The following is a 22030-nucleotide window of genomic DNA, read 5'->3' as shown; positions in this document are numbered from 1 at the left end:
AAAGATTGCTAAATATAAAGAATTGAATATTAAAAATATGTCGTCCCGCTGCTGAAATTGTTACAAACCTTCTTTATTTAGTCCAAAAAATTTGAAAATCATCTTTTAAATAATTCCTGAAAAACGAACAATAATTTGCAGATATTCTAATTTTAGAAGGGAAAAGAGAGGCGTGATATTAGGAAAACTACCGTCTAAAGACTTTTAATTCAGTATTATATAAAAAATGACTATTTTTTAATTTAAATTGACATAAAAACAACCGCCATGCAGCAGAATGAAACCATCAGGAATTACCTTTCTTCAAAAGAAGCTCAAGAGCACCTGGGCTTAACCAAAGAGGAAATAAAATCTTCTTTTCTGGAGAATCTTTTTTACCGGATTGGCCGAATTCCTCCTCTTGCCAGCAATCTGGACCTTTATTCTGCGCTTGCGCTGGCCATTCGGGACAGGGCATTTAAACAATTTGTAAAATCTACTACCGAGATTGCCCGGAAAAATGCCAAATCTGTCGCTTATTTTTCCGCAGAATATCTGCCCGGCCCACACCTGGGAATGAACCTTCTTAACCTGGGTATTACTACTGAAACGCGGCAGGCTTTGGAAGAACTGGATATAAAACTGGAAGACCTGCTGGAGGAAGAAGTGGAACCGGGCCTGGGAAATGGTGGCCTTGGAAGGCTTGCTTCCTGTTATCTGGATGCTATGGCTACCCAGGGAATTCCATCTGTAGGCTACGGGATAAGATATGAATACGGGATTTTTAAACAGGAAATAAAAGACGGCTGGCAATCTGAAGCGACAGATAAATGGCTTCATTTTGGAAATCCCTGGGAAGTGGTAAGACCGGAGATTGCTTACGAGGTAAAATTTGGTGGGAAAACAGAACATGGGCAGGATTTTAATAAAGAGCTTCACGTAGAATGGATCCCGGATATGAAACTTAAAGGTACTGCTTACGATACGCCTGTTCTTGGCTATAAAGGCAATGGCATTATCATGCGCTTATGGAGAAGTGAAGCCATAGAATCCTTTGATTTTTCAGCTTATAACGGGGGCGATTATTACCGGGCTGTGGAGAAGAAAATAAGGTCTGAAAATCTTACAAAAGTACTTTATCCCAATGATGAAAATCTCTCCGGAAAAGAACTCAGGTTAAAGCAGCAATATTTTTTTGTATCCTGTTCGCTACAGGATATTCTTCACCTGCACATGCTGCAGAACCGAAGTTTGGAAACGCTGCATGAAAAATTCACCATTCAGCTTAATGACACCCACCCTTCCATTTCAGTAGCAGAACTTATGCGTTTGCTGGTAGACCGCCACGATATGGAATGGGAGAGGGCCTGGGATGTTACGCGGAAAACCTTTGCTTACACTAATCACACACTTTTACCCGAGGCTTTGGAAACCTGGCCGGTAAGCCTGTTAGGGCATATTTTGCCACGCCACCTGGAAATAATCTATGAAATTAACAGCAGGTTTTTACATGAGTTAAGAGATTCCAATTTTAGTGGGGAGCAAATAGCCAGTATGTCCCTTATAGACGAGCGCGGAGAACCTTCGGTGCGTATGGCGCATCTTGCCACTGTGGGTAGTTATAAAGTCAACGGCGTTTCGGCACTGCATTCCATGTTGTTAAAAAACCAGGTGCTAAGTGATTTTGCCAGTTTGTGGCCTGAAAAATTCAGCAATGTTACTAATGGCATTTCTTACCGGCGTTTCCTGGCGGTAAGCAATCCCGGGCTTTCTAATCTTATTACCGAAAAAATTGGCGATGGCTGGTACACCCGTCTGGATGACTTAAAGAAACTGGAAAATTTCGTGGAAGATGAAGAATTTCAGCAGAAATGGACAGAAGTAAAACTGGAAAATAAGAAGGTGCTGGCGTGTTATATTCAGGAGCAAACAGGTATTTCTGTAGCTCCGGAAATGCTTTTTGACGTGCATGTAAAAAGAATACATGAATATAAACGACAACATCTAAAAGTGCTGCATATTCTTAGCCTCTACCTCAGGATCAAAAGCGGAAACGGGAACGAAATTGCACCTTGCGCATTTATTTTCGGCGGCAAAGCAGCGCCAGGTTATTTTATGGCCAAGCGTATTATTCGCTTAATCACTGCGGTGGGCGAGCGGGTGAACAATGACCCAGAAGTAAATTCTAAAATTAAGGTGGTATTCCTGCCAAACTTCAGTGTAAAACAGGCTCAAAAAGTTTATCCCGCGGCCGATCTTTCCGAACAGGTTTCCCTTGCCGGCAAGGAAGCCTCGGGTACGGGGAACATGAAATTTGCCTTAAACGGTGCATTAACGGTGGGAACCCTGGATGGGGCCAATGTGGAAATTTGCGAGGAAGTAGGGGAGGAGAATTTCTTCCTTTTTGGACTTACCACGGCAGAAGTGGAGGCAGTTAAGGCAGAGGGCTACAGGCCTTATAAGCTATATGAAGAAAATGCACGGTTACGGGAAGTACTGGATTTTTTGGTTTCCGAAGAACTTTCCGGGGGAGATACCGAACTTTTCCGGCCTATTTATGAAAATCTGCTGCAACAGGATCCTTATTTGCTGCTTAAAGATTATGAATCTTACATTAACTGCCAGGATCATATACATGAGGTTTGGCGCAATAAAAAGGAATGGACCAAAAAGTCTATTCTTAATGTGGCCAATATGGGAAAATTTTCTGCAGACAGGTCTATACGGGATTATTGTGAGGAAATATGGAAAGTAGAGCCGGTGCGGGTTTCGTGATTTTTCTGCTGAATTTTCTGGAAGAAACAATTTAATGTTCTAAAAATCTCTTCTGTGGAATATAAAAACGAAGTAGGTGAGCTGAAAAATTTAAACTCTCTTAACTTTTGTAGAAGAGGGAAAAAGGGCAGAGAAACTTAATTTAGGCCAGCTGAAGCAAAAGTTATGGAAAAGAAGGATTACAAGATAAATATTGTTGGTGACGGGCTAAGCGGCCTCACCGCTGCCAGGGTGTTGGAATCCCATGGTTACCGGCCGAAGGTTTATGAAGCCCTGGACTGCGTGGGTGGAAGGCTTAAAACCGATATTATTGAAGGTTACCAGCTGGACCGGGGTTTTCAGGTATTATTAAGTGCATATCCAAAACTTAAGGAATATGCCAGGATGGAAGACCTGGATTTGCAGCAGTTAAAACCCGGGGCAGTGATTTTTTCAGAAGGGAAAAGTCAGCGTATTGGAGATCCTTTCCGGGATCCTTCAGCCTTGTTACCTACTGTTTTCTCCAGTATTGGGAATCTTGCCGATAAATGGAAAATTATTAAACTTAATCTGGAGCTCAGGAAAAAATCCCCGGAAGAAATATTTAGTGGCAGGGAAACTACCACACTACAATACTTAAATGAAAAGGGCTTTTCAGAAAAAATGATCAACAGTTTTTTCAGGCCTTTCTTTGGTGGGATTTTCCTGGAAAATGAACTGCGTACATCCAGCTATATGTTTGAATTTATCTATAAAATGTTCGGAGAAGGCAGGGCGGTGATCCCGAAAAGCGGTATAGAGGCTTTGCCCGCACAAATGGCCAAGGGATTGGTTAATACCACTTTTTATTTTAATACCCCGGTAAAGCAGGTAAGCAATGAGGGTTTAATTTTAAGTAATAATAAAAGGCTAGCCTCACATTTTACAATTATCGCTACTGAAGCTGAGGAATTAATAAAAAACCTGCGTGGGCAGCAGGTAAAGTGGAAATCCTGTTATAACTTCTATTTTACCACGAAACAGAAGAAAATAGAAGATGCGGTTATTGGATTGATTGCAGATGAAGAGGCGCTTATCAACAATATTTTTTACCCCACTTCCATAGCTACGGCAAGTTCCGGAAGCCAGCAACTTTTATCTGTAACGGTTATAAAAGAAACCGCTTTGCCTGTTGAAGAATTAAAGCAGAAGATTATTGATGAACTCCGAAAGCATTGCGGGATTGAGGTAGAAAAATTCTTAAAATACTATCATATAAAAAAAGCCCTCCCCGATCTTTCCCAGGCGCATTATGAAATAGACCCTACAGAAACCAAACTGAGTACACAGATTTTCCTGGCGGGAGATCAGCTGCTTAATGCTTCTCAAAATGCAGCCATACTTTCAGGAGAACGTGCAGCCCTGGGAGTAATCCAGACCCTGGAAAGCGGCGCGATTACTTCTGAAATAACCAGTGAATACAGCTAATCCTTAAAAATTAGGAACGCTTTTTCTAATGCCGGGAGAGTAGCTTCTGTTTTAGAGAAAAAAAAATGTATTTTTAGCACCTGATTCAAATTTGAAAAACCTTCCAGGAATAACTTCATGAAAGAAAATTTTAACCGCGCCGGCAATCCTGTAACAACTGCTGAAAAAAATCTTGCCCAGGCTATTGCCAATACCATTAAAGAACCGGTGATGGTGGTAGATGAAGCCGGAAATATTGTTAGTGCCAATGCAGGTTTTTATTCCATATTTCAGATTGATGTTAAGAAAAATAAGTTCTTATATTTAAGTGATTTCAAAGTTTTTGAAGAACTGGAAGAGCGACTTCAGAATTTATCTTCAGAAGAAAAAATAACCGATACTGAATTTTCTTTCGACCTGGAGGGCTGGGGCTCTAAAACTTTTCTTATTAACGCAGCTGCTTTAAGTAATGGAGGGCAGGCTGCAAATTTAATTTTAATATCCTTTAACCCCGTTCTGTCCCTGGAGGAAAAAAACATTGAGACAAAAGACGGGCTGGATAATTTTCAGAAGATATTTTCACAGGCTCCTGCGATAATTTGTGTGTTACGTGGCCCGGAACATAGATTTTACCTGGCCAATGAATACTATTTAAAATTAGTGGGAAACCGGAATATAATTGGAAAAACAATCAAAGAAGCCCTGCCCGAAATTGAAAGTCAGGGGTTTTTTGAGATGCTGGACAATGTCTATACTTCCGGAAAAACATTTATCGGGAATGAATTACCGGTAAAATTAGATGTTGGGGGAAAGAAATTCAAACATTCTTTCCTGGATTTTGTATATCAGCCATTGCTAAATGATGAAGATGAGGTGACCGGTATTTTTGTACATGCCGTAGATGTTACCGAGAAAGTGCTGGCCAGGAGAAAACTGGAACAAACCGAAAGTGAGTTAAGAAGGGTAATAGATACGGTGCCGGCCATTATCTGGATTACCCAGCCGAATGGTGAAAATAGTTATCTAAACAAAAAATGGTATGAATATACCGGACAGACAGAAGCTGAAAGCAGTGATTTTGGATGGCTAAAGGCTGTACATCCCGAAGAGCGTTTAAAAGTTAAGGAGGCATTTGAAAAAGCCAATGCCAGGCAGGAAGATTATACCCAGGGTTTCCGGCTGCGTGACCGGGAAGGGGAATATCGCTGGGTGCTGGACAGTGGCAGCCCCAAATACACTCCCGAAGGGGAATATGAAGGGATGATTGGAACGCTTGTAGATGTAGATGACGAAAAAGTGAAAGAACAGCTGTTACGGGAAAAGGAACATCGCATCAGGTCTATTATCGAGGAGGCCACCGTGGCCACCGCACTTTATACCGGCAGGGAGATGAAAATAGATATAGCTAATGATGCCATGATCGAGTTGTGGGGCAAAGATCATTCTGTAATCGGGACTACTCTGCGGGAAGCTTTGCCGGAGCTGGAAGGCCAGCCTTTTCATGACTTGCTGCAGGTGGTGTACACTACCGGGGATACATACTGGGGTAAGGAGGATCCTGTGGACCTGGTGATTGATAATAAATTGCAGACCGGCTACTTCAATTTTACTTATAAGGCCTTGCGGGACGAGAAAGGTGAGATTTATGGCATTTTGAACATGGCTGTAGATGTTACTGAAATGGTGAAATCCAAAGAGCTCCTAAAGGAAAGTGAATCCCGTTTCCGGCAACTGGCAGATTTAATGCCGGAAAAAGTCGCGAATACCGATGCTGAGGGCAATTTTACCTACTTTAATCAGGGGTGGCTGGAATATATAGGCCTTAGCAGTAAAGAACTCATAGCTAAAGGCTGGGCTAATTTTATACATCCGGAGGAGAAGGAAACATACAACAAGAACTGGCAGCTTTCCCTGCGTACAGGGACAGATTTTGAAATGGAATTCCGCTACCTGAACAAAAAGAACAAATATAAATGGCACCTTAGCCGGGCAGAGGCTATTACTGATGAAAATGGTAATATTAAGATGTGGATCTGTACGGCAACCGAAATTCAGAAAATTAAAGCAGAAGAAAAACGTAAGGAAGATTTCCTGAAAATGGTAAGCCATGAACTAAAAACTCCGCTTACCTCCATGAAAGGTTACGTGCAGTTGTTGCTTAACCTTTTAAAAAGTGAAGAACAGGTAGACCTGGCAGCCGTGCCTTTTCAAACTTACCTGGAACGGGTAGATCATCAAATGGGCAGGTTAACCAGGCTGATTTCTGAAATGCTGGACCTCTCCAGAATCGAAAAAAATAAACTGGAGCTTAGGAAAGAAAAATTCTTGCTTAATAAGCTGGTGGCCGAAACTGTACAGGATCTGGAATACACCAATTCCGGACATAGTATCAAGGTTACAGAGGAATATGAATGTGAGGTTTATGGGGATAAAGACAGGATAGGGCAGGTGATTATTAATTTGGTGACCAATGCCATAAAATATTCCCCGGTAAGCCAAAATGTAGAGCTGAAAATAAAAAAGGCAAAGGGTGAAAAAGTTTCGGTAAGTGTAAGAGATTTCGGAATTGGAATAGGAAAAGAGAATCAGAAGAAAATTTTTAAACGTTTTTACAGGGTAGATGGCAATAACGAAGAAACCTACTCTGGTTTTGGAATTGGCTTATACCTTGCCAACGAGATCATCAGGAGGCATAAGGGTACTCTCGTTGTAAAAAGCGAAATGGGAAAGGGCTCAGAATTCACTTTTACATTATCTGTGGCCGGCTAATTCTAATCTCAGCATTTTCTTCTTAATAAAATTGCTGAAAATGCTTTCAACTTCTTCAGAAGATTACTCCATTATTGCCTGGGCAGGAGCAATAAATACGCTTTTTTGGAAGAATTAACCGGCGGAAGAATTTCCGAAGAAATCACTTCAGATATAAAAAACAGCAATTAAAATCATTTAACAGGTGGTTTAAATCATTTCGCCCGGCATCGCCTGTGTTTCATTTTATATTTGAAAGGAATAATGATAAAAAACATACACAGGATATAAAATCTTTGTTTTCATGTTAGACATTATTTGAATTAGCCAAAGAAAAACCAGCAAACGGCTGGTTTTTCATTTTTGTGATAACAGCTTTCTAACTTTTATACGGGGGTGCAGGCAAACTATTTGATATTCTAAAATGTTTCTGTATGGCTTCAAAAAAACAGGATTTTTCAGGAACCCATGGAATATTTAAATACCTCCGAAGAAATTTAGATGTGAAACTAACCGGCTATCTCGCCACCTTTTATTTTATTATTTACCTGGTAGGAATTTCCAAAACCCTTTATATAAGGTTTTTTGTTTATCAGCGAAAAGAAGATTTTAGCCTGCCCCAGCTTTTTACTTTCTGGTTTCTTGACTGGCTCTTCGTGGTCGCTTTTATGACCGTGATAGCTGTAATAACCAAACGAATGAAGGAACGCGGGATGAGGTGGAAGAAGCTGTTGTTTTTAAACCTCATTTTTGCCCTGCTCATGGCAGTTTTCGCGCAGTTACTGTTCGATTTTGCAAAATCTTTTGTCTCTGCAGGCAGCCTTTCAAGGTTTGATCCACATCGAAGCCTGGTCAACTTTATCGCCTTGCTGGATGTTAACCTGCTTGTTTACTGTAGCCTCGTTTTTACCATTTACATCTATTATTACATCAAAGAAATTAAGAAGAAGGAAGCGGAAAAGCTAAAACTGCAATCGCAGTTATCTGATGCCAGGATAAGAATGTTGACCGGCCAGTTGCAACCGCATTTCTTATTCAATTCCATAAATGCCGTTGTGGGATTGATAGACATAGATAAACGAAAGGCACAGGATTGCCTGGTGGATCTGAGCGATTTTTTTAGGGATGTGCTTTCCAATAGTCAGCAGAATTTGACTACCGTAGAGAAAGAACTAATAATCCTGGAAAAGTACCTGAGTGTGATGCAGGTGAGGTACGGCGGGCATTTATTAGTAAAAAAGGAGATTTCCCGAGAGGTCCTTGGCCTCCAGATGCCGGTGATGTTGCTGCAGCCATTGGTGGAAAATGCCATTAAACATGGATATTCAGGAAATACAAAATGCCTCCGGGTCTTGATAAAAATTGCAAAAGCCGGTAAGTATTTAATTATTGACCTGGAAAATGACGGACATCCAATTGCCAACGTAAACCAGGTATTTACCAGTGGCGTGGGGTTATCTAATCTGTTTAGCAGGCTTTCAAAATTGTATGGAAAGGATTTTAAGCTGAATATCACTAATCTTGAAAAAGAAAGTGGCGTGGGTATACATATAGAAATCCCGGTCAAATTTCTGAAGAAGAATAAGTCCGCTCAAATATGAGTCAGTCCTGATTAACGAATTCCGGCAAAGCTTCCTGATCGCTTCGCTGCGAGAAAAGAGACAAGGCTAATTTTATGTTTAACTGAAAGACATGATTTTCAAAAAAAAAGCCTTGGCAGAAGAAATATTTGACCGGTCCCGTATAAAGACAAGTGGCGCGGAATTATGGATGCGGATTTGTCGGCTTAACGAATTTGTTTGCTTTCAAAATTAATTTAGCTCTTTTCTATATAACCCGCCATTTGCGTTGTACGTATATTAGCAGAGGTTTTTACTCGGGGACCTTTATATATTGGGAACTAAGATTCGTCTCAATCCACTCATCTTCTGTGAAATCATAAACTTTATAATCGAAGGAGATTTCGAATTCAACTTTATTTATTCTGCTTATTTTGAAATTTCTGATATCATAATACTCAAACTGATTGAGAGGATCAGATTCAATTTCAACGTCATTATTTGTTAGTTTATAAATAAATGCAGTTTGAATATTATCATATCCCATATTCGATATAGCGAAGTTATCGTTTCCTTGAAAAATTGAATCTATCTGTTGAGTTGGAAACCGAATGTCTAAAAATTGAGTGAAATTTTGCTGATTTTTAGTAGGCCTTGCCACCGCAAAATTATATATCAATTCATTATCATATTTAAAATTATGTTCATTTCCATTAAATGATATATAGGTTGATTTGATCTCTTGTAAATAATCAGTTGTTTTTGAACCATCATTATTTAAATCGATAGGAAGACTGCTTGAAATTGATTTTATTCTATAATATCCTTTAAAATCATTTATTTCAACTTTGTCATCATCACTATTACAGGAAATACCAGTAATTAATAAGATAATAAGACTTAGTTTTGATAATATTTTTTTCATATTTTAATTTTCTGTTAGTCTTTTTTTAAAAATTGCTGCTAACTCTTTTTACCACGCAAAATCCGGAAGATATTAGATCTAAATTCCCAGTCTGTCCAGAAATTCTTTTTTGTGGGATTTGCTCACTCGTATAAGTTTATTGTCTTTCATCCTTACGTCAATTTCAGAATAATCTGAATGTACAATTTCATGAATAAATTCAATATTGATAATAGTAGAGCGATGGATGCGGCAGAATTTTGCCGGGTCCAGGACTTCAATTAAATTGCTGAGGGACTGGCGCATCACATATTTATTTTCTTCAGTAAAAATCTCTGCATAATAGCCTGCAGCGCATACGTATTTAATGTCCTCTACTTTTATAAGAATAGTTTTATTGCCCAGTTTGATCGGAAGCTTTTTCAGGCGGCTGGGTTCACTTTTAATGTTTTTCAGTTCAAGGAAATTCTCCAGGTCTTGCCCAAATTGTTTTTCGAGTTGCCGGGGTTTTAGCCTTTTAATCCTATCCAGGCTTTGGTGAAACCGGTCTTCTTTAAATGGCTTCAGTAGAAAATCTGCGGCATTGTTGTCAAAAGCTTTTACGGCATAAGCTTCATAGGCGGTAACAAAGATTATAAGGGGCAGTTTCTGGCCTTTTAATTCAGAAATAACATCAAAGCCGCTCATGTCTTTAAGGTCCACATCAAGAAAAAGGAGGTCTGGCTGATATTTTTCAATTTTCACTATGGTTTCTTCTCCGTTGCGGCATTCCTGGATTTCAGCTATCTCTTCCCGTTCTTTGAGCAATTTGGAAATCCTTTTACGGGCATAGGTCTCGTCGTCTACAATTAGCGCTTTCATAATGATTGTTTTTGATTGATGAATGATGATGATTTAACAAGGGATGATATATAATTGACGATGGAAAATTATAAATGTTACTATTATTCCTTGTTTTTTAATTAAAAAATGAACGATTAGTAGAAACAGAACGCTAAAATTGTTGTTTTAGTGTAACACAAAGAAAATCAAAAAATTCAGACTTTCTTCAGGGTTTCCTAAAGCGCAGGCTTTTATGCATCAATATTGCTGACTTTTCTTATACGGAAAAAATGGGAATTTCAGTACCTCTCCCGGGCCATTCATACTTCAATTTTGGCCATTCAACATTTTCCAAAATATTTTGGAAGCAGGAAAAGAACATTCTAATGCAAATAACGGGCAGCTTAATTCATTAGCCGATGTTGCTAGAGCTCTCCAACTTACTTTTAACCGCGTTAACTCAAATTTTAATCATTTAATATGAAAAGCAAATTACACTTTCTTTATCTCGTGGTGTTCCTGCTGCCGGCTTTTTCTCTTTTTGCCCAGGAGAAAACGGTTACAGGAACTGTTACAGATGAGCAGGATTTACCACTTCCGGGGGTAAATGTTCTGCTGAAGAACACTTCTACCGGAGTGCAGACAGATTTTGATGGGATTTACTCCATTTCAGCCGCGCCAGGCGACATCCTGGTATTTTCATTCCTGGGCCTGGAAACCAAAGAAGTTACTGTTGGAACCCAGGATGTTATTGATGTTTCGCTCGCTTCAGATGCTTCTGAACTGGATGAGGTAATTGTGACCGCTTTTGGAGGCACAAAACAGAGAAGGGCAACAACCTACGCAACAGCCACAATAGATGACGAGGAGCTGAATGAAACAGCCCCAACAAGCATTTTTGAATCCCTTTCAGGAAAAATTGCCGGCGCCAACATTACCACTCCGGCACAGCCAGGAGCTTCTTCAAAAGTAATCATAAGGGGATTTACCTCTATAACAGGATCCAACTCCCCATTGTATATTATTGACGGGACTCCTATTAATGCCGATCCTACAGGCTCTACCGGGGAGACCACAGCCATCGGCTCTTCTATAGACCGTACTTTTGATGCCGGGAACGGGATTAGTGATATTGATCCTAATATTATTGAAAAAATCACGGTGTTAAAGGGTGCCGCAGCAACAGCCCTTTACGGAAACCGGGCGGCCAACGGTGCAATATTGATCACCACTAAAAAAGGTAAGCAGAATGATAAAATCAGCATCGATTTTTCTTCAGCTGTAGATTACCTCGAGGTATCACGCGTTCCGCATTTTCAGAACGGCTGGGGCCAGGGCTGGGCAGGAGCCAGTTATTCCAGCCTTCCAGATGGCAGCCAGGGGGCAAGTAACGAAAATGGTTCCTGGGGAGCAGCTTTTAACGGCGCAGTTCGCCCCTGGGGCCAGATTGTAGATAATTCGCAGTTGATTAAACCCTACAGTCCCTTAGAAGACAATGTGAGGGAATTTTATGATATTGGCCAGTCTTTTTCAAATTCCATTCGCTTAAGTGGTGGAAATGAATTCTCCACCTTCGCCCTTACTGTTTCAGATTTAACCGTGGACGGGGTAATTCCAACTGAAGCCGATAAACTTAACCGAAGGGCCATCAACTTTAACGGGGGCATGACCGGGAAAGGGCTTTCTGTAAAACTTAGTGCCAATTATGTGAAAAAAGATCAAAATGTGGTCAATACCGGGCAGGGAGACAATGCCGGCCAGGGGAGTACGTTTATGCAGGAAATTATCCAGGTGCCAAGGGATATTAGCCTTCTGGACCTGGAGGACTATGTAAACAATCCATTTAATAGTCCGGGCAACTTTTATACCCCCTATGCCCAAAACCCTTATTTTGTCCTAAATGAAAATGCCACCACGGTAAATGAGGACCGGCTTTTTGGGAATATTAACCTGAAGTATGATTTTGATGATTTTCTATATGCGGTATGGCAAATTGGCGGGGACATCCGTAATGAACGGGTCTCAAGTTATGGGGCTATTGTAGATTACCCTGAAGGTTCTCCGCAGGATTTACTTAATGCTACGGAAGTTGTGGGAGGAGTAAGTGAACTTAAAAGAACCCGCAAAGAGTACGATACTTACTTCAACGCCGTTTATGACCGTTATCTTACAGAAGATCTTAACCTGGGCGTTGTTGCCGGGATAAATTATAACGAACGGCAGAGCAACTATCTTAATGTGGCAGTTACCGGGCTGGATATTCCAAATTACTACGAACTGGGGAACAGTGCGAACAGGCCAGAAGTTTCCCAGGCAGATCTAAAAAGAAGGTCTTATGGTTTGTACGGGCAGGTGGAACTGGCTTTTCTGGACAGGTATTTCTTAAACCTTACTGCCAGGAATGACTGGTCTTCTACCTTGCCGGTAGAAAATAATTCCTTTTTCTATCCTTCGGCTTCCTTAAGTGCGGTACTTCTGGATAATAACCTGCATTACTTTAAACTAAGAGGTGCATGGTCCCGGGTGGGTAATGATACCGATCCTTATTTAACTGAATCTACTCTTATCCAGGGAGTGTCAGATGCCTATTTTGGGGAGATACAATTTCCTATAGGAGGGGTGAACAGCTACGAACTTGCCTCGCAATTGGGAAATTCTGAACTAAAACCTGAAATAACCGAAGAGGTGGAAGTGGGTTTTGAATCCAGCTTTTTTGACAACAGGATTAATCTTGATGTGGCGCTTTATGATAAGCAGACCTCAGACCTCATTGTAAACCTGCCTATAGATCCTTCTACCGGGTTCTCCTTCTTTGCCGGTAATTTTGCCGATGTGCAAAACCGCGGAATTGAAGCCGTTCTTGGGTTTACTCCTGTAAGAACCAGCGACCTTACCTGGGATTTCACATATACCTTTACCAAGAATGAGAATGAAGTAACCAGGTTACTGGGAGGTTTGGATAAACTTACTTTGACTAATGCCTATGGTGTGAATTTTTACGCGGTTGAAGGACAGCCTTTGGGGGTGTTCTATGCCGCCGTGCCGGCAAGGACGGAAGAGGGGGAGTATATCGTAAATCCCGATACCGGCTTTTATGAGATGACAGATGATGAACAACCCGTGGGTACTTCCCAGAGAGATTTTATTATGGGGCTGTCCAGCAGGATCACCTATAAAAACTTCAGCCTTTCCGGAAGCCTGGATTGGAAAGAAGGAGGTAAAATGTATTCCTACACCGCGAGGTTGTTAGGGTTTACAGGAAATTCCCTGGCCACGACCTTCAATGAAAGAAAGCCTTTTATCATCCCCAATTCCGTAGTAGAAACAGAAGGAGGGGAGTATGTGGAAAATACAACTCCTGTGGCTTACGACCAGATCACCAATTTTTACAATGCGAGCCAGAACGGTGCAATTGAGAGCACCCATGTAATCGATAAAACTTTTATAAGGATAAGGGATGTTTCCTTAACCTATACCGTAGACAGCGGCCTTGTGCAGAAGCTGGGATTGCGTAATGCATCCGTAAGCGCATACGGGAAGAATATATTTATGTGGACCCCCGCAGAAAATCCTTATGTAGATCCTGAAGTGAGCACTTATGGTTCAGGTTTGCTAAGTGAATTTGGGGAGTTTTCTGCAAACCCTGCACAAAGGTCTTACGGGGTAAAATTAAATATCGGACTATAATTAATAATGAAAGAAATGAAAAGTAGATTAATAATTTTTGCGGCCGTGTTAAGTTTAATATGCGGCGCAACAAGCTGTGAAGATCAGCTGGATATAAACAGGGACCCCGATAGTTTATCCCAGGGAGGAGTTGCTATGGCTACAGAATTTCCGGCGGCTATTGTCGGGATCGTTGGAGCTCAGGGTTCTTATGGAGCACTTGTAGGCGGCTTTTGGTCTCAGTACTGGACGCAGAGCAACGCTTCTAATCAATATAAATCCCTTGATGATTATTCTGTACTGGGGACTTCAGACTATTCTAACAATTTCTGGTTTGCCATGTTTGATGCCCTGGGAGATGCCAGAAATGTGAAAAGAATAGCTTTGGAACAGGAAAACTGGAACTATTATTTGGCTGCAACTACTTTAGAAGTGTATGCTTCCCAGTTAATGGTAGATTTCTTTGGTGCTATTCCTTATGAGGAAGCCAATAATGCTACTATTCTACAGCCCCATTTTAACTCAGGCGAAGAAGTTTACGATCTTTTAATTGAAGATCTAAATACAGCCCTTAGCTACGATCTTGAGGAATCCCGGGGTAGCGCGCCTGCTGCAGATGACCTTCTTTTTGGTGGAGATATGGACAATTGGGTGGCATTTGCAAATACGCTGAAGCTGAAGATTTTCTTAAGGCAACAAAATGCCCGTCCACAGGTGGCGCAAAGCGGGATAAATGAATTGCTGAATTCCGGAGTGGAGTTTCTTGATACAGATGCCGCGATGACTCAGTTTGAAGATGCGCCAAACAAAGGTAATCCTTTGTATGAAACCAATGAACGCCAGTTAAACAGTACAACAAACCTAAGGGCAAGTACAACAATGTTTTCTTTTCTTGATTCCAATGGAGACCCAAGGTTAAGCGAGTATTATGAGCCGGGAAATCCTTTAAACCAGGGTGACTTCAATAGTACTGTTGCACCTAATTCTATCGCGATTGTAGACCTGAGCCCTACCACGCCCGTTTATCTTATGAGCAGGGAGGAAAGCCTTTTTTTACAGGCAGAAGCTCAGCTTAAATATGGTTCAGAAGAAATTGCGGAAGAGAAATATGATGCGGGAGTTATTGAAGCTTTCAGCAAATATGGCATAGACGGATCTCCATTTGTAGAAGACGGCGGGGCGTATGCTTATCCAAACGGCAGCGAGCAGGAAAATCTTGAAGCAATTATTACCCAGCGATGGGTGGCGGGCTTCCCCGGCAATGGATTTGAAGCGTTTTTTGCTATAAATCGTACCGGGATTCCTGAAGTTTCAGACGTTTCTCAGGATGATGAAAATTATATTCCCGGCCAGCTCGCTTATCCTGTAAATGGTACTACAGGAGGAGATTTCCCTAAACGTTTGCCATTTCCAAGCAACGTGAGGGCTAGAAACAGCAATGCTCCGGATATTGTGGATATTACTGTTCCCGTATGGTGGGCAGAATAATTTAAAGATTTTAAAAATGGATAATATGAAAAAAATATTTTTGATACTAAATATTCTGGCCCTTGGCATGTGTGCATCTTGTGATACCGAAGATACTGCAGGAGTTTCCAGGATAACTAATTTTGCAGTTTTTAACCTGGAGGGCGACCAGGAAATACTGCTTGAAAAAGGAGAAGAATATGTGGAACCTGGTGCTACCGCAGAAGAGGCGGGAGAACCGGTGGAAGTAAGCGCTTCCTCTTCAGGGGTTTTTCGCGGGGGAGAACTGGATACCGATGTCGCCGATATCTATAACGTGTTTTATACTGCTGTAAACCAGGACGGCTACGAAGCCTCTGCCACCAGGACGGTGGTGGTGGCTGATAATGGTGATCTTGTAGAAGATATTAGCGGACTTTACCGCTCTACGGTGGTGCGGGACGGCACGGCAGATCCGCAGTATGCCAATATGGAGTATGTGCTTATCTGGGAAAAATCAGACGGGACTTTTGAAATTTCCGATGGAATAGGAGGCTATTATATGTTCGGAAGAAATTATGGAGTGACCTATGCTGCCAGGGGTGCCACAGTGACTGTAAACGGGCTCAACGATTACAGTTTTGGCCCTGCCTTTAGTGTGGGCGCGTTTGGCGGAAGCGCTGAAATTACTGAAATGACCGTAGATCCCGATGCCGGCACTATAGATTTTACCACCGTATGGGATGCCGGATACAGTTTCGCGGTGCATTTGGAGCAGGTTGAATTATAATTTTAATATTCAGAAAAAGATGAAAAGAACAAATAACATAAAATTCCTTTTATTACTATTTATTGGAATAGCTTTAGTATCCTGTGATGCAGGAGGAGATCCCGATCCCGGGGAGACAGAAGTAGTGGAACTTGCAGGAGACTGGTATGTGCAACTCCTTATTGACGGGGAAGATGTTCACAACCTTGGGTATAACCTGATCTCCACCTATAATACGGCTGAAGATAATGGGGAAGAAATGTGGGTAGATGATCATGAGTTATGGCCCATGAAGGTAAGTACTCCCGTAAATGTGCAGGAACTTACTTTTTCCGGCAGCAGTTTAAACAATCTCTATTCTTATGAAGATGATGGAGAAGTGATTTCTCCTGAAGTGGATATTACCAACGGAAAGGTTTTAATAGGTGCTGCCACTACCACAGGTGGAAATATTACCGACAGTATTCATATGAACCTGCAATTTGCAGATAATCCCGGCACTATCTACACCCTTGCTGGATATCGCAGAACAGGTTTTCTTGAAGATGAACATTAATCATTTTTTACTTGTTTTGATTAATTTTATTAATGCTGAAGAAGGCTGTCTGCAAAGGCAGCCTTTTCTAATAAAGGCAAGAAAACCTTATTCCCATGAACAATTTAGTTCTTCTTGAAATTTATTATTTTTTACATTGTTGTCCGGTAAAGCATTTACAAAACCTGTAAAAGTCCCATGAAGATAACAGTTTGAAGCTGTTGTTGCCTTTAGGGCTTGCTTTGATATTCTTTCAATTTACATTATTTCCAGAACAGGATAACTATAAAATTATGATGATCATCAGTTAGTTACGATCAAATATTTATTCTTGTTTCTTGCAGCGAAGCGGTCTTTGATCTTTAACCGGCCACTACTGATTTTTTATCCCTCACTTAATTTCACCTGACTGGAGGAATTTTCCTGAGTCTTTACAAGCCTTATAAACTCTGCCCGGTAGCCGTCTTTATCTTTTCCACGCCCTTCTTCTGCCAGTTCTTTTACCAAAGCTGTACTCTTGCCGTTCGTATATTCAGATTCCCTGAGGTTCATTCCGAAGAGTGCCAGCGCAGAAATAAAATTTAGATCTTCAGAAGGATCGCCTTCATCTTTGGTATAAACCACCTTTTCAAGCAATTTACTCTTGCTGCCATCGGGATCCTTATACCTGAATTTTATGGTAAGCAGTTCATCACTATTATTTCCGGTAGGAACTTGTCTGGTGTATTTATATCCGTCAATTTCCTTTAAAAATTCACTATTCACGCCAGGCGCAATAACTTCATATAAAGCAGTAACCGAATGGCCGCTTCCCAGCTCCCCGGCATCTTTTTTATCGTCGTTAAAATCTTCGTCGTTCAGGAGCCGGTTTTCATAACCAATCAACCTGTACGCCTGTACATTATCGGGATTAAATTCTACCTGGATTTTTACATCCTTGGCAATGGTATAAATCGTTCCTCCAAATTCGGTTCCCAGAACCCGCTGCGCTTCCTGCATGGAATCTATATAGGCATGGTTTCCGTTTCCCGTCTGGGCGAGGGTTTCCAGTTTAGAATCTTTATAATTCCCCATTCCAAAACCAAGGGCTGTTAAAAACACACCTGATTCCCGTTGTTCTTCAATAAGGTCTTTCATGGCGCTGTCACTGCTCTGGCCTACATTAAAGTCCCCGTCCGTAGCCAGGATCACCCGGTTATTTCCACCTTTAATAAAGTTTTCTGTGGCGGTTTTATAGGCCAGTTTTATGCCTTCACCACCCGCGGTAGATCCACCGGCATTAAGATTGTTAAGAGCTTCTTCTATTTTAATTTTTTGATCCCCCGGGGTAGGTTCTAATACAAGGCCTGCAGCCCCGGCGTAAACTACAATGGAAATTTTATCTTCTTTCCGCAACTGGTTGGTTAGTAATTTAAAAGCAGGTTTCAAAAGTGGCAATTTGTTAGGAGCTCCCATAGACCCTGAAACGTCTATAAGAAAAACCAAATTGGAAGGCGGTACATCGTCCAATGGAATCACCTTCCCCTGAAGGCCAATTTTCACCAGTTTCGTATCCTTGTTCCATGGAGTCTGGACCAATTCTGTGTTAATAGCAAAAGGATGTTTTCCTGTAGGCCGGGAATAATCATAGTCGAAATAATTGATCATTTCCTCAATTTTTACAGCATCCTTGGGAATTTCAATCCCGTTATTGATCATTCTTCTAATGTTACTATAGCCGGCTTTATCCACATCTATGGAGAAGGTTGAAAGGGGAGAGGCTTTTACAAGTTTAAAGTTGTTTTCTTCTATTTCCTTATAAGATTCATTCGCGGTTACAGGTGTGGCATTAAAATTACCTACACCTCTAATTCGAATACCAGGGCTGTATCCGGTTACAACCACTTCGGCAAGCCCGGCATTGTCCGCTTTTAAGCTAACATTTATCGTCTTTTGATCTTTTACGCGGACTTCTTCAGTCTTCATGCCAACAAAACTAAATACGAGAATATCCCCTTCTTCCGCTTCAATAGTATAATTCCCGTCAAAATCGGTCTGGGTTCCTGTTTTGGTATTTTTAATCATCACATTTACCCCGGGCAAACCCTGCTGATCCTTATCGGTCACCTTTCCGGTAATGGTTCGGGCGTTAATGTTCAGGCTAAGCAATAGCGCTAAAAAGCAAAATAATCTCATAAGTATTGTTTTAGAATGAAAAATCAGTAGTAGGGAAACCGATAAGTTGTTTGAATATACTGAAAATTTGTCAATTTCAGCCTTAACAGCAACTTGGGGAAATTTTATAATGCTATTCCTAAGAGAAAATAGAAGAAAACCGGATAACATTAAGAAAAACAAACAGAGGACCCAATTTGAGTCCCCTGTTTTATCTATTTATTCAGGCTCCGCTTCCGCTAAAATTATTTTATCAGCTTCAAAAAGCTCTGCGGAATCCAGCTACGGCAACAATTTAAAAATTACTTTGTCATCAAAGAGGTAAATCCTGCTCCCTGAAGTTTAAAATTGGCAGTGCCATTAGTTACTTTAACAGAACCTGTTTTCTTATAGGAATTCTCTTTATCTGTAAGGTAAATATCAAGGCTGCTAATTCCTTCCGGTAAGCCGGTAAGTTCCACGTTTCTTGTAGCCCCCTTATTTACCATATGTATCGCGTAGCTTCCTTTAGATTTATCTCCAAAGGCAGCTGCGGTCACCGCTTCTTTATTTTTGGTGACAGGGATGGCAAAAAGTCCTTTTGGAGTGTTTCCCAGTTGCTTTAAATTGAAGAAACGCTGTGTAGGATAAAGCTCATCCTCATCATTTCCAAATATCCCGCCACCGGAAAGGGGAGAATAATCGGCAGTAAGTTGCCATTGAAGAATGGTAAGAGGAGTGGCAATATTCAGGATTCTTAGATACACCTCAATCTCGTCCAGAGCATACGTGGGTTCTTCAAAAATTTGAGGATAACGCCATGCGCCGGCATCTATGCTTCCTTCGCCAACAAAAAGGGGCGCGTTTACCCTATTGGCAATATCTGCCCATTTCATAAGGTTTTCCCTGGTCCAGCCTCTCCAGGAATGGAAGCTTACGCCTCCAATATAAGGCAGGGCTTCAGGATCTGTGGAAGCCAGGGTAGTGAAATCCCACCCATTGGCATCTGCCGTATCTCCTAATAAAAATTTGGTTTGAAGGCCTGCGGCCCTTAATTTTTGCCCCATCTCTTTTATTAGCTGGTCATGTTCTTCAGGAGTTTGTCTTACATCAATACCAAGATCAGATTCATTAAAGGAGAACATTTTTGCTTCCACTCCATATTCCTCTTTAAGAAACTGGATGTAGGCGGTTAAGGATTCATAAATTTTATCTCTCTTGGAAAGGTCCAGGGAATTTCCCATAGTCCCGTCTGGATGTTTTCCTTTAAAGGGCTCCCCAATTATTGCCCATTTTGGAGGGAACCAGGCAGCGAGAATTACCGGAATGCCCATTTTATCAAGGCGCTGCGCCATTTCCATAGCGGCTTTTACCTTTGGGTGAAGGTTACCTTTCCTGGCTTCTTCCAAAGGATCAACATTTTCATCCTGTTGCCATTCCCTCCATGGTAATTCTACCCGGGACCAGGAAACCCTGAGATTTTCAAGGCTGTAATCTATTACCTGCGGATCGGTTTCAGGGTTTTGCAATCTGAAATTACCACCAATCCCGGCGAATTTATCACCTTCCTGTTCAGGAAAAATTTTTAGTTTTAATGGAGAGGTATCTATATCTCCTGTTGCTTTAATAGTAAAAGTATTCTGGTAAGTTTTTCCTCCTTCTATCTGTCCTGTAGCCAGGGCAATGTGCAGCATTATTTCCGGGTTAAGGGAATCTTTGGTGATAATGGAAACCCCGGTTGGCTGCTCAAAGTTAATTTCAAGCTGCCGGGTAGGGGAGTTTATTACAATGCCTTTGGCCGGAGCCTTATAATTTGCTTCAGAGGTGCTCCTGGTAATATCTTTTAAACCTATAGACTCTGGATTCATTAGGCCAAATTGTGTCTCACTTCCAAATTGTTCTGGTAAGGAGATGCTTAAATATGCCCCGTTTAAAACCGTGTCGTGAGGAGAAGTAAAAGAGATTTTTACTTCTGCCATACCTTCTCCCGTGGATTCAATAGATTTGGTCCATTTAAGATCCCTCATTTCATAAGAGAATATTTTCTTTTCGCCTTCACGGTGAAAATCTATTTTCTGGCCTTCCTTGCGGGTTCGCCAGGTCCTGTTTTGTTGATTTTCTATTGCCAGGCTGGTATTGAATTCCATAAGCTGGTTATCCACACGTATTCCTGTCATATTTCCCCAGGTGGTAAATTCAGCCTGGGCATATTGCCGGCCGGGGAAAAACATGCAGGCGAGAAGGCCTGCAATTGCTATAAAGTTCTGAACTTTTTTATTCATGGATTTCAATTTCATTTCGGGTTAGGATTTTTGGGTAATTATAAATTTCCTTTACTCTTTCAGGCGTATTCGCAGTTTCCAGCCAATTGGACCACACCATAAACCAGGACCATTTTGGCTGTGCCTCCAGAATGGCTGGTTTTGGCAATTCTCCTACTTCTCCAAGGGCAACAGGTTTTCCATCTGCCAGCTGGAGTAATTCTTCATAGTCCTTTTGTTCATAGTCAGAATGGTATACATCGGTCGCCAGGATATCAACATAGTCTCTTCCTGGATAAAAATCTTTGTAGCTATAGGCTTCATCCTGCGGGATGTCCCTCGGGCCATTGGCATTCCAAACCCAGATGAGGTTATTTAGTTTGTGATGATTAACAAGTCTTTCATATAACTGCTTCCAAAGTTTTTGATAGCCATCGGGGCCTTTTTTATTTCCCCACCAAAACCACACTCCGTTCATTTCATGGTAAGGTCTCCATAATACAGGGATATTTGCTTGCTGTAATTGTTTAAGAGGTTCAGCAATAACATCTACCTGCTCCAGCCATCTCTTGTGTAGTGCAGTTCCCGGGGTGACCAGCTCCTGCCATTCTGTATCAGATAACGTATTTTGCACGCTTTCTTTCCAGCCATAAGGCGCGTCGTCTGTGGGCCTTCCCACGTGCCACATAAGGGTTACAATAGCACCCTCCTTATGTTTTTGTTTAGCGGCTTCCACAATTCGGTCACCGGGATTTTCCTTTCGGTTCCAGTAAAAATCGGTGCCCCAGACCGCGGGGTACTGGCCCGCAATTTCTTCAGCTTTGTTATAATATTTGGCAGGTTCCTCATTGTAACTATGCTGCCCGGCGAGAATACTGTCACCAATATTCGCGATATACATATATAATTCCCTGGCCTCTGCAGTGGCATTTTTATTCACCAGGCTTTGCGAAAAACCTGAGGTAGTAGCAAGGGAACAAACTATTAAAAGTATCTTTTTCATTAGAA

General features: G+C 41.3%; 13 protein-coding genes. 8 read left to right on the top strand and 5 right to left on the bottom strand.

Annotation, left to right across the window (positions count from 1 at the left end):
* Positions 1-267: 267 nt before the first annotated feature.
* The 4 genes from RM553_RS13080 to RM553_RS13065 all read left to right on the top strand — a co-directional run bounded on the left by RM553_RS13080 (position 268) and on the right by RM553_RS13065 (position 8528).
* Positions 268-2754 carry a glycogen/starch/alpha-glucan phosphorylase gene (locus RM553_RS13080; RefSeq protein ID WP_311535388.1) on the top strand — a complete coding sequence of 829 codons (2487 nt, stop codon included), beginning with the start codon at positions 268-270 and terminating at the stop codon, positions 2752-2754.
* Positions 2755-2919: 165 nt separating this feature from the next.
* The gene (locus RM553_RS13075; protein WP_311535387.1) at positions 2920-4200 is read left to right on the top strand and encodes an NAD(P)/FAD-dependent oxidoreductase; all 1281 of its coding nucleotides are present in this window, start codon (positions 2920-2922) and stop codon (positions 4198-4200) included.
* A gap of 117 nt (positions 4201-4317) precedes the next feature.
* Positions 4318-6948, top strand: coding sequence for a PAS domain S-box protein (locus RM553_RS13070; protein ID WP_311535386.1), 2631 nt, complete (start codon positions 4318-4320; stop codon positions 6946-6948).
* Between the two features lie 413 nt (positions 6949-7361).
* Complete coding sequence (locus RM553_RS13065; protein ID WP_311535385.1) at positions 7362-8528, top strand: sensor histidine kinase; 1167 nt, start codon at positions 7362-7364, stop codon at positions 8526-8528.
* Between the two features lie 271 nt (positions 8529-8799).
* On the opposite strand, the gene RM553_RS13060 is transcribed toward RM553_RS13065, so the two are convergent.
* Both RM553_RS13060 and RM553_RS13055 read right to left on the bottom strand, forming a co-directional pair.
* Positions 8800-9411, bottom strand: a complete 612-nt coding sequence (locus RM553_RS13060) for a hypothetical protein (RefSeq protein WP_311535384.1) — start codon at positions 9409-9411, stop codon at positions 8800-8802.
* A gap of 78 nt (positions 9412-9489) precedes the next feature.
* Positions 9490-10251, bottom strand: a complete 762-nt coding sequence (locus RM553_RS13055) for a LytR/AlgR family response regulator transcription factor (RefSeq protein WP_311535383.1) — start codon at positions 10249-10251, stop codon at positions 9490-9492.
* 441 nt (positions 10252-10692) lie between these two features.
* On the opposite strand from RM553_RS13055, the gene RM553_RS13050 reads away from it, so the two are divergent.
* From RM553_RS13050 to RM553_RS13035, 4 genes are read left to right on the top strand one after another with little or no spacing between them, the layout of a single operon-like run.
* Positions 10693-13899 (top strand): SusC/RagA family TonB-linked outer membrane protein, encoded by a 3207-nt coding sequence (locus tag RM553_RS13050; RefSeq protein WP_311535382.1) that lies wholly within the window; start codon positions 10693-10695, stop codon positions 13897-13899.
* A 15-nt stretch (positions 13900-13914) separates the two neighbouring features.
* Positions 13915-15366: a SusD/RagB family nutrient-binding outer membrane lipoprotein gene (locus RM553_RS13045; protein ID WP_311535381.1), complete on the top strand. Its 1452-nt coding sequence runs from the start codon at positions 13915-13917 to the stop codon at positions 15364-15366.
* 25 nt (positions 15367-15391) lie between these two features.
* Complete coding sequence (locus RM553_RS13040; RefSeq protein ID WP_311535380.1) at positions 15392-16114, top strand: BT_2262 family domain-containing protein; 723 nt, start codon at positions 15392-15394, stop codon at positions 16112-16114.
* A 19-nt stretch (positions 16115-16133) separates the two neighbouring features.
* Entirely contained in the window at positions 16134-16649 is a 516-nt protein-coding gene (locus RM553_RS13035; protein ID WP_311535379.1) for a lipid-binding protein, read from the top strand.
* Positions 16650-17012: 363 nt separating this feature from the next.
* Here RM553_RS13035 and RM553_RS13030 read toward each other — a convergent pair whose 3' ends face one another.
* From RM553_RS13030 to RM553_RS13020, 3 genes are all read right to left on the bottom strand, one after another.
* Positions 17013-18803 (bottom strand): vWA domain-containing protein, encoded by a 1791-nt coding sequence (locus tag RM553_RS13030; RefSeq protein WP_311535378.1) that lies wholly within the window; start codon positions 18801-18803, stop codon positions 17013-17015.
* Positions 18804-19084: 281 nt separating this feature from the next.
* Positions 19085-21043: a glycoside hydrolase gene (locus RM553_RS13025; RefSeq protein WP_311535377.1), complete on the bottom strand. Its 1959-nt coding sequence runs from the start codon at positions 21041-21043 to the stop codon at positions 19085-19087.
* Entirely contained in the window at positions 21036-22025 is a 990-nt protein-coding gene (locus RM553_RS13020; RefSeq protein ID WP_311535376.1) for a glycosyl hydrolase, read from the bottom strand. The genes RM553_RS13025 and RM553_RS13020 overlap by 8 nt, the downstream gene beginning before the upstream one ends.
* Positions 22026-22030 lie beyond the last annotated feature (5 nt).

The sequence above is a fragment of the Autumnicola tepida genome, assembly GCF_031846485.1.
Taxonomy (GTDB): Bacteria; Bacteroidota; Bacteroidia; order Flavobacteriales; family Flavobacteriaceae; genus Autumnicola; species Autumnicola tepida.
Note: the sequence above shows the minus strand (reverse complement) of the source record. Positions and strands in the feature narration are given on the sequence as shown.